The organism is Bacillus sp. FSL W8-0770, assembly GCF_038008705.1.
GTDB classification, from domain to species: domain Bacteria; phylum Bacillota; class Bacilli; order Bacillales; family Bacillaceae_G; genus Bacillus_A; species Bacillus_A cereus.
Genome location: NZ_JBBOZR010000001.1, coordinates 2,024,762 through 2,039,293, shown reverse-complemented (window position 1 = coordinate 2,039,293; position 14,532 = coordinate 2,024,762). Strand labels below are relative to the sequence as shown.

Here is a 14,532-nt window from a genome sequence, read left to right as displayed (position 1 = left end):
TTTTTTCTTTAATTAGCTGCACTTAATTTAATTCTAAGTTTTGTTTCACCTAAAGAAAGTTCATCGTCTTCGTTCGTTAAGTGACCAAATGTAAATTGTTTAACGAGTAAGTTTTCTTCCAATAAATCTTTATGGTTCGTTAACGTTCGCTGTAGCTCTACTTCTGTATCAAGAATAACATCGACTCGTAAATTAACTGGTAAATTCAACTGTTTACGATATTCTTGAACCGCACGAATGAATTCACGCGCTACTCCTTCTTGCAACAATTCTTCCGTTACATTCGTATCTAACATAACCGTATATTGTCCGTTAGTCGTATTAGAGAATCCTGATTTTGCAACTTTCTCAACTAGCACATCTTCAGCAGTTACAACTACTTCTTCTCCTGGTGTTGCTTCGTAAACTGCTCTTCCTGTTGATACAAAGTTTTGTACTTCTTCTTGTGATAATTGTTTTAGCCAACCATTCACTGCATTCACATTTTTACCGAATTTCGGCCCCGCTGTTTTAAAATTAAGCTTCAATTGATATGATGTGTATTTTGTTTCATCGAGTTCAACATGGAATGCTTTTACATTTAACTCATCCATAACGATATCACGATAAGATTCCCAATCCATATCATTCTCGTTATGCTCAAGTAATACAAGTTCTGCTAGCGGCTGTTTTACTTTTAAAGAATGCTGATTACGGTTACTTCTTCCAAGTTCAACAACTTGTAAAACAGCATCCATTTCCGCTTCTAATTTCGGCTGAAGTAGTGATTCATTTACAACTGGATAATCAGCTAAATGAACGCTACTTCCTTCTAAATTAAGATGAATGTCTTCCGCGACAAACGGTGTGAATGGTGCAATTAATTTACTAATTGTTACAAGCACTTCATGAAGTGTCTCATACGCAGCTGCTTTCTCAGCGTTCATACCAGATTCCCAGAAACGATTACGTGAGCGTCTTACATACCAGTTACTCACTTCATCTACAAGTGCTGCAATTTCACGAGCTGCATTCGTAAATTGATAATCATCAAGTGCAGTTCTCACTTTTTTCGTTGTACTATGCAATCTTGATAATACCCATTCGTCTAATTTTGTAAGCTTTACATCATACTTTTCTTTCGGATTATACTCATCTAAATTTGCATATAAAACGTAGAAGCTATACACATTGACTAATGTATCTACAAATTTAGATTTCGCTTCCAGTACTGTTCTTTCAGAAAAACGCTTCGCATTCCACGGGGCACTATCAACAAGTAAAGCCCATCTTAGCGCATCTGCACCAAACTTATCTACTAAATCAACTGGATCTAGTGCATTTCCTTTGCTTTTAGACATTTTCTGCCCTTCTTCATCTAAAACATGCCCTAGTGATAACACTCGTTTATACGGTACTTTTCCTGTATATAGTGCTGATACTGCTAATAAACTATAAAACCAGCCGCGTGTTTGATCAATTCCTTCTGCAATAACATCCGCTGGAAACTGCTCTTCAAATAACTCTTTATTTTCAAATGGGTAATGATATTGTGCAAATGGCATAGAACCACTATCAAACCAAACATCAATTACTTCTGGTGTACGATTCATTGTGCCTCCGCATTTCTCGCAGCAGACTTGCACTTCATCTACATACGGCTTATGCAATTCCAAATCTTCCGGTGTTTCTTTCGTACTATGCTTTCTTAATTCGGCAATGCTCTTCGGTGCGAACTGATGATTACAACTTTCACATTCCCACACGTTTAATGGTGTTCCCCAATATCTATTTCGGCTAATATTCCAGTCCACCATATTTTCTAAAAACTTACCAAAACGTCCATGTTTCATATGATCCGGATACCAAGTAACAGAATCATTATTTTGTAAAAATGTATCTTTAATTGCAGTTGTTCGGATTAACCAACTTTCTCCTGCATAATAAAGTAGTGGTGAATCACAACGCCAGCAATGCGGATAGCTATGTTCATATTTTTCTTTATGATACAGTAAACCTTCCTTCGCTAAATAACGAACGATATCCACGTCACAATCTTTTACAAATCTCCCTTTCAAAAATGGTACCGCTTCTGTATACTCACCTTTTTCATCTACAACGTGCAAGAATGACAATCCTTCACTTTGAACGACTCTATAATCGTCCTCTCCATATGCTGGAGCAATATGAACAAGTCCTGTACCACTATCTCCCGTTACAAAATCTGCTGCAATAACGCGGTAACCATTTGTAACTTCTTTCATCGGAAATGGCGCTGTATAAGATGTGTTTAATAATTCTTCGCCTTTATGAACAGATAATACTTCATAGTTCTCTTTTAATACTTCTTGTACACGTTCTTTCGCAACAATATATACATGACCTTCTTGTTTTGCTTTAACGTATTCCATATTTGGATGGACAGCAAGCGCAACGTTTGCTGGAAGTGTCCAAGGTGTTGTGGTCCAACCTAAAAAATACTCATTTTCACTATCTTTCACTTTAAACTTCACAGTTGCACTTAAATCTTTTACTGTTTTATACCCTTGTGCAACCTCATGTGAGCTCAATGAGGTTTGGCAGCTTGGGCAGTATGGTGAGACTCTATGTCCTTTATATAACAATCCCTTTTCATGGATTGTCCCCAAAATATGCCATACACTTTCGATATATGGATTCTTTAAAGTTACATATGGATCATCCATATCTACCCAATAACCGATGCTTTCAGTGAATTCACGCCACTGCTTTTCATATGTGAAAACACTCTCTTTACACTTTTGAATAAATGGTTCAATGCCATATTCTTCGATCTCTTGTTTACCAGAAATACCAAGTTGCTTCTCAACGCCTAATTCTACAGGTAAACCATGTGTATCCCATCCCGCTTTTCTTGACACTTTATAACCAGCCATCGTTTTATATCTTGCTACTAAGTCTTTAATTGTTCGTCCAAGTGCATGACCTACATGCGGTAGTCCGTTCGCCGTTGGTGGTCCTTCATAAAATACGAAAGACTGTGCGCCTTCTCGATTCTGAATTGATTGTTCGAAAATATTTTGTTCGTTCCACTGTTTGCGAATTCGCATTTCTCTTCCTACAGCTGATTCTTTTACATCTACTTTTTCCATATACAATCACTCCTTTGAATATTTTAAAGCACACAAAAAAACCGTCCCTATAAAGTAGGGACGGGTTTACCCGCGATACCACCCTAATTCTATTAGCTTTTTCACTAATAGCACTTAGCAACGTACTATCATACGTGTTCTTTGTAACGGTAGACATCCGTCCGGGCTTACTTACTTTCAGCCTCGGCTCCTCGGAGATGATTTTCAAATAACGTCTGCACACCGGCTTTCAGCAATATACCGGCTCTCTGGAGAGCAGCTCACTATTTTACTCTTTCTCGTCTTCAGATTTGTATACTTTGTTAAAAGTTATTTTATGCCATTTAGCAACTAATTGTCAACTAATTCAAAATATATCCTTATCTTTTTTCCCTATTCTTATACAATTACTTTTCAAATTCTCGCAATGCTGCTAAATTTTCATCATCCTCAATAAGTTCAGCAAAGAATCCCGATTCATCCTCACGAAGGACAAATTCAAGCTCTTCCTTCGCCTCTTCATTTCTATTTAACTGCGCTAAATAACAAGCACGATCATATCTTGCTAACAAATCACTCGCGTCAATTATTAATACTTCATTTGTTATTTTTTCTGCCTTTATCGTTTGGCCGACACCATGATATGAAGATGCTAAAGAAAGAAGAATTGCTGTTTCATTTGGATGATGTACAGAAGCATTTTCTAATACATGAATTGCCTCTTCAAACCTTTCTTGACTTTGATATATTTCTCCTAAAGCAAGAAATGCTCTACTTACAAACGGTGTTTGCTCTGTTAATTGTAAGATAATCTTTTCTGCTTTTCTTTCTTCCCCTGCTTTAAAGAATACTTGTGCTTGCAGAAGAAGAGTATCATAATCATCTGGTAGTTCTCGAACCATTTGTTTCGTTAATTCCAAAGCATCTCTTAACATATCTTCTTCCTCGCACTCAACGAAAAGATTTACAAGTTGCTTCGCTACGTCGTAATCCCATTTATTTTCTAGTGACGTGTGCAGAATCTCTATTGCTTCTTTATTCATCTCTACATTCTCATAAAATAGCGCAAATCGCTGTGCTGCCATACTATTTTTCGGATTTAACTTTAAAGAGATTTCATATAAATCAATTATCATAGTAACCATTGAAATTTCTTTCGCACGATTTTTCATACGATAAAAAGCTCTCGTAATGATAGATCGTTTCGGCTGTTCATGCAGCTGGCGTTCAATCCATATTTCCGTAACCGCAGCTGCAGCATACATGAATGCTGTACTTCTTTCTGCTTTTTTCACCTTTAATGTATGAAGAAAATCTCGTATGTTAGACAATTTTTTATGTTGCTCTACTGCTTTTACATAAACATCAAATATACGTTCATTATCAAAATCTTTTTGTATTACTTTCATTGCAACTTCAATTGCTTTTACATTTCTTTTTTTCACTAATACTTTTGCATAATGATATAGTACTTCTATATGCTCACCATCTAATTGTAGCGCGTATTCAATCTGTGCTTGTTCTTTATCTGTTTCATTCATCGCTCCGTACACATATGCAATCGCATCTAAACGCCATATTTCAGGTACTTCGTCCGCTAATTGTTCTAGTTCAATCAGCAATTCTTCCTGAAGGTTCATTTCTACTGAAAGCTGTGCCAAATATTCCATATTAATATGCAACGGCTCTTCTTTCATCGCCTGAACCATATGACTTTGTTCTTTAGAACGGTTTTCTTCTTTTTCGTATATTTCCGCAAGCTGTAAATGTACACCTACGAAATTCCCATTAAGCTCTAAACATGTTTCATACGCCTGCTTTGCTTCCGTCAATTGCCCTAATGCCATAAGTGTTTCGCCAATTCGGTAATACGGTAATGCCGTTTCCATTTGTTCTATCGCCTTATTATATCTTTTCATCGCTTGGCCGTACTGTCCAATAGATTCATATAAAATACCTGCATAACAACCGTACTCACTTACTTCATTTCTTTCTTTGTGTAACGTTCTTAAAAATGCTATACCTCGTTGTACAAATTCCGTTCCTTTAATTCGATTCACATATTCATCTAACGCACTTGCTACATTATAATCACTTTTCTTTATACCATTTTCTAACTTAGATAGCGCTACTTTAAATCCTTCTTCATTTCCACCAAGTTCTATTTCAGCATCCCATAAAACCATTCCTGCATTCATGAGGAAATCTTGGCTCTTTTCAATTTGCTTCTCAAGACCAAGAATATATTCTTTTGCTTCCTTATATTGTTCTCTTGCCATATAAACTTGTGTAAGTCCGAAGTGAGAATAAACATCCTCATCATTTTCTTCTAAAGCACGCTTATACAATACTTCTGCTTCTTCCAAGCTATCATTTTGAAAATGATAGTCACCTAATTTTACGTAAAGAGGTGCTTTATCATCACAATTCTCAATACCGTTTAATAAAATTTCTTTCGCACTTTCCTCATCCTTCAAATCAGATTCGTATATTTCCGAAAGTTTCGTATAAATGTAAGGTGCATTACTATCCAAATGAATCGCTACTTTAAGCCCTTTTATTGCTAAATATAATTTCCCTAGTTGATGTGCACATCTCGCTCGTTCATACCATACATGCGCTTCATATTTATACTCTTTTAACAAGTCATTAAAGATTTCATATGCTTCTTCATATCTTTCTAAATCTATTAATATTAAACCGTGATTTGTTAAAGTGAACCTTTCAGGACTACGCTCTAACGCAACTTGAGAGTATTGCAATGCTTTTTCAGATTGATCAATATACATATAGGATAAAGCGAGAAAACTCCAAGCAATAGGCTGATCTGCGTCTAATTGTAACGATGAACGAAAGCTTGAAATCGCTTCTAGATAACTTTCCTGTTCAAACGCATATCTTCCGTTTATTAAATGATATAAAGCACGATTATTTTTCTTCTCAACGCTTGTCAGCATTTGCTCCGCTTTCTCTACTTCTTGAAGACGAATAAAACACTGTGCACCATGCAATTTAACAAAGTCCGAGTTCGGAAACTTTTCCATTAACTTATCGATACAATATAAAATAAATTCTTTATCTACTTCAACATCTAAGTGCTTTATCGTATATAACCACGTATTTGGATTATCACTCGTTTCTTTTAAAAATTGTACTAAGTTACTAATTCCCTCTTTGTCATGTTCATCTAAATGATCCGTAAGAGAAAAAATAGATTTAAAGTAACGATTTTCTTCTTCACTTAGAAACGCTAGTTGCTCCTTCTTTTCTTTCGGAACAAACGTGATTGCTAAACAGCCTGTATAACGATATTTTTCTTGTAATTTACTATATTCCACAAGAACTGGTTCTATAAAGTTTGGATCTTGAACATAGAAAGCTTGCAATGTATCATCATATCCAGATAGAACTTGTACGTGTGAAGCATGCTCAATATCTATACTTAATAAAACAGGAATTCCTTCGTCAATCAGTCTCTTATAATTCTCTTCATTCCCTTTAAAATAACGATATTCATAACCTAATTCTTCTAAATAAGAAACAGTATCTGAAAACTTCGAACCTGTCATATCAAAAATAAACTCTGCTATTTCATCTTGTGTACGTTTCTCTCCCCATATACGCAACATCATCTCTAAGCTTGTCGGAACACAATAATTATCCTTTTGTACAATAGGAACTATCGGCAAGTGAACCTTTTTTCCATCCGGATTTTTTTCTAAATTATGATATAAAGATTCTTTTAAACTCTTTTCTTCTTTTAATAGTTTTTGTAAATCTGCAAATTTATTCATTTTGTACAGCGCTTCTGCACGTAAATGTACAAAGTAAGTATTATAGGCATGATATGGCAGCTGAGTATTTATATTATCTATTACCGCTAACATCTCTTCATATTGCTCTAAATCTAATAAATACTTTATCTTCTCAAAATGAAAATATGGTACTTGTGGGAATTTTACAATCGCATCATCGATTAACTGTATCGCGCGTTTTTGTTCTCCTTTATTCGCATACAATTGTGATAATAAATAGGTAGATAACTCTTCACAATCTTCATGCTGCATGCCAGCAATAAATTGTTTTTCCGCTTTCTCCCATTCACCTGTATGCATATAAACGTAGCCCCATTTATCAAACACTGCGCGCGCACTGTACTCCTCTGCTTTTTGCATATACATTAACGCTTCTTCGTTTCGTTTCATTTCTAAAAGACATCGTACTAACGTAAAATATGTTTTCGCTAAAAAATCTGCATCTATTTCTTCTTTACTTAACTCTTCTAAAGAAGATTTTAACAACTGCTCTGCTTCAAGAATTTTCCGCTCATCAATTAACTCATCACAATATAAAGAGAGCGTTCTCATATTTGGGAATTTTTTATAAGCGTAACGAATGAGGAATGAACTGTATTGGTGCATAAGCCCTTCATCAGTAAGGCGAATTAATATATCGAACTCCTTATGCGAAGGAATATTGGCAAGCCAATTCTTCACATAGGATAAAGTATTCGTTTCTTTTATATATGCAATTTCATTATTTATTTCCTGTAATCCATCTACAAATCTCTTGTCTTTTAAACAAGTTTCTAACTGCTTAAAATCTAGCATGCATTCACCTCGAATTTATATTTAAACTGCTACTTGCTTAGATTTTACACACCATATAGTATGTATTCAACTAAAATCTCTTATAATAGATGTTATTAATTAATATTATTCAAATTTATAACAAAATATAGTAAAAATGATTGTTTTTCTCCGTATTTTGTTTAATTATATGGAATAACGGAACATGCGGTTTTAATCTTGTAGAAGCTGAAATTAGTACATAAAATTATATCGGCGATAATTCAAATATATCAGCGATTCTTTCATTTTATCGGCGATTTTCAAATTATATCGACCGATTCTTAACATATATCAGCGATTATATGTCGAATATCGACTTATCGACATTAAACGACAAGCCTTATACATCATACCTTTTAACAAACTATGTCACCAAATGTAATTTTCATATTGGGAGCGTATACAAAAGAAGAATACACATGAAATATTTAAAAAAATCGTAGTTCAGCTTCATATTGAGCTAGCGCATTATCATATGTTAATCCTCTGGCTATTAAACGTTCTACAAATTGTTGCTTATCACCCGGATCACCTGCAATCCCCTCTTCTTTTAATGATTGATACAAATCGTTTTTATCATTGTGATGCATATTTGAATCTAAAAAGTTCACTTTATCGCTTACTCTACATTCAATATTTTTCACACCTAATTCACTTAAATATATCGGTATTTTCATGCCTATATTGCCATCTTTACCATTTCTTTGCGTATCACTTTCAAATAATTTCTGCAAAACACCTAGCTGAATAAATTCCGATTGTTTCTCCCCATCTAGTAAATAAGAAGCCATATTAGAAATCCAATGTGGTTCAAAACAGATTATTTTCCCGCCTCCTTTTATATACAAAACTAAAGTTCTCTATATAATAGCCGTATTCCTACACTTTTCTTAAAATTTCAAAGCAAAAAAGCTAGTGTATTTTTAATAATACACTAGCTTTTTATTTGGAAGAAAAATTTAACAAGTACAATCACAATCAAAACAATCCGTACAGTCTAAATCGTCACAATCTGCTTTTCTCTTTCTTTTGTTTCTTTTAAGATAATAATACAGTAGCCCAAACAATAGTATACAAATAACAAAAGCTATTATTGCTTCTGTATACTTATTTTGAATCATAAAACCAATTCCACTTCCGCCTGAAATAAAAATTAGAATTAAATAAATCCAGAACATCTATGTAAATACCTCCATTACTATATATCTTAAGTTAATATCCATATAACACTAGAGGAAATGAATAATCCCATACCATTACCGCTTAATACACCAGTAGTTATTCTTAGCAAATTTGAGCTACTTCTCCATTTCCACTTTTGGGTGAACCCATCGATAAGTAACGGAATTTGAGCGAAAAATGATAGTATGATTGCCAAAAGAAATGAAGGTGTCATATAAAAATAAATTGGAAACATTAAAATACCAATGAGCATGCCTGTACAACGCGCACATAAAGGTATGTACTTTTGTAGTTTAAAAAAACTCCTATCTAATCTTCTATGACAAGGAATTTGTAAAATAAAAGTTCGAATCAATATGAATCACCCTCTCTAAAAAGATTTTAATTGATTTTGCAAAAAAAATATATATCCAATAAAAAAACAAACCAGGTTTATACTAGACCCAGTTTGTCAGTTTACTACTATGTTACATCTCCTCAGGTGCCCCCACCCCAAGTAAACGTAATCCTTCTTTTAATACAACCGTCACAGCATAAACCAATGCGAGTCTGCTTTCTTTTTCTTTGCTCTCTTCTAATATACGAACATTACCGTAATATTTATTGAATGATTGTGCTACATCTAATATATATTTCGAAATAATAGATGGCTCATTTTTATTGAAAGCCGCTTCAATTACTTTAGGAAATTTATTAAGTAATTTTACGACACTCCAGCTATGATCGTCTTTTAAAGCAAATGTACATGTTTCAAATTCTACACTTTCTTTTCTTAAAATAGAACAAGCACGTGCATGTGTGTACTGTACGTAAGGTCCTGTTTCTCCTTCAAATTTCAGCATATTTTCTAATGAGAATTCAATATTGTGCAAACGCTCATTTTTTAAATCGTGGAAGATGATTGCACCAACACCGACTTGCTTTGCTACTACTTCTTTCTGTTTTAAGTTTGGATTTTTCTCTTCAATATTTTGTTTTGCAAGTTCGATTGCTTCTTCGAGTACTTCTTCAAGTAAAATAACTCTTCCTTTACGTGTCGACATTTTCTTACCATCTTTTAAAATGAAGCCAAATGGTACGTGTTCCATACCATCAACCCAAGTATAGCCAAGTTTTTTTAATACGGTGAAAAATTGATTGAAATGTAAGCTTTGTTCTGGACCAACAACATATAGCGCTTTATCAAACCCATAAGTGTTTTGACGATATAAAGCTGCCGTTAAGTCACGCGTTGCATAAATCGTCGCACCATCTGATTTTCTAATTAAACAAGGCGGCATTCCTTCTTCTTCTAAATTAACGACTAATGCACCTTCTGATTCTTCAAGCAACTCATGTTCTTCTAAAATCCCAATAAAATCTTCCATTAAATTATTATAAAATGCTTCTCCCTGAAAATTAGTAAATTCTACGCCGAGAAGTTCATAAATGCGAGAAAATTCTTTAAGGGACTCATGACGGAACCAATTCCAAAGCTCTACCGCTTCTTCATCACCTTCTTCTAATTTCTTAAACCAAGCACGTCCTTCTTCTTCTAGTTCTTCGTCGTCTTTTACCTCTTCATGGAATTGGACATATAACTTAAATAGCTCACGTATTGGATCTTCTTTAACTACTGCTTCATTTCCCCATTTTTTATAAGCCGTAATTAACTTTCCAAACTGTGTTCCCCAATCTCCTATATAATTAATCCCTACAACTTCATAGCCACATTTTTCAGCGATATGTTTCAGCGAATTTCCTATCATTGTAGAACGTAAATGTCCCATCGAAAAAGGTTTCGCGATATTAGGAGAGGAATAATCAATTACTACTGTTTTTTCACAGCCAAAGTGGTTTTGACCGAACTCTTCTTTCTCCGCTAAAACTGTTTTTAATACTGCATCACTTACAGTTTCACGATTGAAAAATACATTTACATAAGGACCAACGGCTTCTACTTTCGTAAAAAACGGATTATTTAATTTCTCAGCAACTTCCTTTGCGATAAGAGCTGGTGCTTTTTTATATTGCTTCGCTAATGAAAAGCATGGGAACGCTGCATCTCCAAATTCATCTTGTTTCGGTGTTTCAATTAAATCTAAAATTTGTTTTTGCGTTAATTCATTCGTGAAAATATTAGATAAACTTTCCACAAACTGCATTTTATAATCCATGATACAACCTCCTTATTTTTTAAAACACAAAAAACTCGTCTCTAAAAAAGAGACGAGTTTTAACCCGTGGTACCACCCTTGTTGTTCGTTACGAACCACTTTCCCGTTTATAACGAGGACAGGGGGCCTCGGCTTTCTCTACTATTCGTTCAAGAAGCATCTCCGAAGTGCGCTTCATCTTTTTCTTCCGTACTAGGCTCACACCATCCCTAGCTCGCTTTCCTTCTAAAAAAGACTACTCTCTTCATCACAGACAGTATATTTAATTAATTATTGCTTATTATACATCTTTTCAAACAATTAGCAAGGGTGAATTACACCAAAGTGAAACTTAGCACTTTTTCTTTTGTATACATAAAAATTGTGTTTTTCAAATCTAGAACTACGAAAATGATCTTTTAAAACGACACGTTTTCTCGCCACTCGTTTTGCCTCCGCAATTGTTTCATCAGTAATATCATGATACAAAGCGAAGTGTTTTAATCCTTTAATTCCGTCGGATTCTATGACAGTTTCTTCAAACATCGGATCAAGGTAAACGACATCGTAACTATTGTCTTCACATTGCGCTAAAAATGAAAAATGCTCCGTTTTCTTTACTTGAATTCTTTGCATTGCTTCATCAATTTCAGAAACGGATGAAGACCATGTTTTCAAACCATTTTCCATAATATAAGCCATATACTCATTGCCTTCAAGTCCTGTTACTTTTCCGCTTTCACCAACAACATAACTAGCTACAATACTATCTGATGCCATCCCGAGCGTACAATCTAACACTGTCATTCCTCTCTCTAATTGCGTGGCTTGTACAAACGGATCGTGTTCTCCACGCATTAACCTTTTCACACGAAACATCGCTGAGTTCGGATGAAAGAAAAACGATTCTTCCGTACCTTTCGGATAAATAGCTAATCGGTTCTTCCCTACGACAAGCACATCTTGTTCATACTGCTCATGTAGCTTATGTACTGGTATGTCATTACGTTTAACGAAAGAAGCATTTAATTCTGCTGCTACCTCGTTTGCATAATCTGTCATTTCTTTGTTCGTTCTTCCTGCTGTTGTTACGATCATTGTTTCACCTCTATATAAAGAAAAGAGGGAGATTTACTCTCCCCCTTCTTTAGCAATTCTTTTCGAAAGCTTGTTCTAAGTTCGTAATAATTTCGTCCATAGTTGCACCTTCAATTTCATGACGGTGAATGAAGTGAACAACTTCTTTTCCTTTTAATAATGCCATAGATGGTGAAGATGGAGGAATTTCTCCGAAGTATTCACGCATTTTTGCAGTAGCATCTTTATCTTGACCTGCGAATACAGTTACAAGATGATCAGGTTGTTTTTCAGCACGAACAACCGCTTGACCTGCTGATGGACGTGCTAAACCAGCTGCACAACCACAAACAGAGTTTACAACTACTAAAGTTGTACCTGATGTATTTTCCATAAATTCTGTTACAGCTTCTTCTGTAGTTAACTCTTCAAACCCAGAACGCACTAACTCTTGGCGCATTGGGATTACCATTTGGCGCATGTATTCTTCATAAGCATTTGACATCTTGTAATCTCTCCTTCAACTTTCATTCCAAATTCATCATATCACGCTCTATTAATAGGTGCAAAAGAAAGATAACGATGATTTCATTTTTTTGTAGGGATTTCACAAACCCCACCGCGGCAATGTCCCACTGGAACAAGTTTTCTATTGTTAGCGATATAATCGTATACTTTACTTCCAAAACCAAGTACGATAGATAGCTTTATAAAAGGAACTGCAAACCAATAAGATGGAACGGCCTTTGCTAATACATCTATGCTCTGAATACCGTCATACCACTTATTATTTTTAAAAATATACAGTCTTTGTTCCATCTTACTTTGTAGTTCTTGAGAAAGCTCATACTTCTCAACTACATCTTCATTTCGAAATGAAACAAATTTCATCTTACCCTTTTTATCTAATTTTTTTGTACGTTCTGCAACGGCCGTACACATCGGACACCAACTATCATAGAAAACAATCATACATTATTCCCCTTTACGTGACTCCGTCATTTGTTTCCATACAGAACCTTTTGCTTCTTCTCCGCCTTCAATACGCTCTAATGCTAGACGTGCTTGCATCGCTACTTCAAACTCTGGATCATCTTGCGCTGCTTTTAATGCTGGAATCGCACTTTCATCTCCAAGTTCAAATAAGAACATCGCTGCACGCCAGCGTACTAATTTACTTGGATCTTTCAGAGATTTAATCATAACGAACATCGCTGCCGGATCACCTACATCTGATAAACAATCTCCTGCAGTACGGCGAACACTTACAGAGCGATCTAACAACGCTTTATATAATAACGGTAATACTTCATCACCTTTTACCATACCTAAATACGCTGTTGCTAAGCGGCGTATTGAAACTTTTTCATCATCTAACGCCATCTTCAACACTGGAATATCTTCTTCAGTAGGATCCATTTGTTCTAATGCTGCAAAACGGTTTTTCCAGTCAGAATCTTTCATCATCTCTTCTGTTACTTTATATGGCTCACGCTTTTGAATCGTTACTTCAACAGCACCTGCTTGATTTAATAATTCTTTAACCGTTTCATTTACACGTTCTTCTGAATAAGCAGCAACAATCTCTTCCACTACTTCTTTCCCAATTTCTTCAAAATTACCGTAACGTGTACTTTGTTCTACCCATTTACGCTCTTTTACAACGTTTGGTGCAGACATTTGCACTTTCATAATTGATTCTTTAAAACGATCTGGTAAACCAACACGTTCTTCCGTCGTTCCATCTGTTAACTTTACTTGCATTGGAATTGTAAAGAACATTTGAACAAACACTTTCACTTCTCCAAAATGAGCAAGTTGTTGTTCTTCACTTTCTTCCAATACTTCTTCGCCGAAAACAGCACGAACTTGTTGTAATACAACTTTCCAGTCATACTTCGCATTTCGCTCCACTGCTAAAAAGTCGGCTACATGATATACACCTTTAATGCCTTCAATTTTCAAAATTTCTTGCACTTGCATTGGTGCTTGTTCTTTATTTTCATTTGTATAATTATTACGCGCTCCTGATGGTAATACTTCATTCAAAATAACTTTCATTGTATTTGGACTTGGCGTCGGTTCAATTGCTTTAATCTTCACGTAAAAAACTCTCCTTTATTGCATGTTCTTAGCTGTATTGTAACATGTTATCACTCTATACTCCTACTCGGATGCTTAATTTTACTACTTTCTTCCCCCTACCATACTATTTCATTCTTTTTACATTTTAAATTAGGAACGGGATTTTAAAAACTTTCGTTTCCGATGATTTTTATTTTTTATCCATTTCTTGAGGTACCGCCAGTATTTTTGAAAAAAACACGCTAAACAAAAAAATATAATAAGCTATCCATATGGATAGCTTATTTACATAATTTTCGTTATTGGAAGACAACTATTTTTATAAATACAAAA

Annotated in this window: 9 protein-coding genes, 1 pseudogene and 2 other annotated features; all 10 genes and pseudogenes read right to left on the bottom strand. The window is 34.9% G+C overall.

Going from position 1 to position 14,532, the window contains the following annotated elements; translation table 11 throughout:
* Positions 1–8 precede the first annotated feature (8 nt).
* On the bottom strand, positions 9–3,110 hold the full coding sequence (ileS, locus tag NST27_RS10570) for an isoleucine--tRNA ligase (protein ID WP_047386048.1): 3,102 nt from the start codon (positions 3,108–3,110) through the stop codon (positions 9–11).
* A gap of 53 nt (positions 3,111–3,163) precedes the next feature.
* Positions 3,164–3,404, bottom strand: a binding site (T-box leader).
* 92 nt (positions 3,405–3,496) lie between these two features.
* Positions 3,497–7,699, bottom strand: coding sequence for a bacteriocin-processing peptidase family protein (locus tag NST27_RS10565; RefSeq protein WP_047386046.1), 4,203 nt, complete (start codon positions 7,697–7,699; stop codon positions 3,497–3,499).
* A gap of 377 nt (positions 7,700–8,076) precedes the next feature.
* Positions 8,077–8,562 (bottom strand): annotated as a pseudogene (locus NST27_RS10560) (class I SAM-dependent methyltransferase); the annotation flags it as partial.
* 117 nt (positions 8,563–8,679) lie between these two features.
* Positions 8,680–8,898 (bottom strand): hypothetical protein, encoded by a 219-nt coding sequence (locus NST27_RS10555; protein ID WP_000498601.1) that lies wholly within the window; start codon positions 8,896–8,898, stop codon positions 8,680–8,682.
* 29 nt (positions 8,899–8,927) lie between these two features.
* Positions 8,928–9,257: a DUF2085 domain-containing protein gene (locus tag NST27_RS10550; RefSeq protein ID WP_000621476.1), complete on the bottom strand. Its 330-nt coding sequence runs from the start codon at positions 9,255–9,257 to the stop codon at positions 8,928–8,930.
* A 112-nt stretch (positions 9,258–9,369) separates the two neighbouring features.
* Positions 9,370–11,058 carry an arginine--tRNA ligase gene (gene argS / locus NST27_RS10545; protein WP_047386044.1) on the bottom strand — a complete coding sequence of 563 codons (1,689 nt, stop codon included), beginning with the start codon at positions 11,056–11,058 and terminating at the stop codon, positions 9,370–9,372.
* A 45-nt stretch (positions 11,059–11,103) separates the two neighbouring features.
* Positions 11,104–11,318 (bottom strand) — a binding site (T-box leader).
* 40 nt (positions 11,319–11,358) lie between these two features.
* Positions 11,359–12,135 (bottom strand): class I SAM-dependent methyltransferase, encoded by a 777-nt coding sequence (locus tag NST27_RS10540; protein ID WP_047386042.1) that lies wholly within the window; start codon positions 12,133–12,135, stop codon positions 11,359–11,361.
* A gap of 49 nt (positions 12,136–12,184) precedes the next feature.
* Positions 12,185–12,619: a BrxA/BrxB family bacilliredoxin gene (locus tag NST27_RS10535; RefSeq protein ID WP_000063706.1), complete on the bottom strand. Its 435-nt coding sequence runs from the start codon at positions 12,617–12,619 to the stop codon at positions 12,185–12,187.
* 83 nt (positions 12,620–12,702) lie between these two features.
* A complete protein-coding gene (locus NST27_RS10530) occupies positions 12,703–13,086 on the bottom strand; it encodes a thiol-disulfide oxidoreductase DCC family protein (protein WP_000634884.1) in 384 nt (127 codons plus the stop codon).
* Positions 13,087–13,089: 3 nt separating this feature from the next.
* Positions 13,090–14,217: a conserved virulence factor C family protein gene (locus tag NST27_RS10525; RefSeq protein ID WP_047386040.1), complete on the bottom strand. Its 1,128-nt coding sequence runs from the start codon at positions 14,215–14,217 to the stop codon at positions 13,090–13,092.
* Positions 14,218–14,532 lie beyond the last annotated feature (315 nt).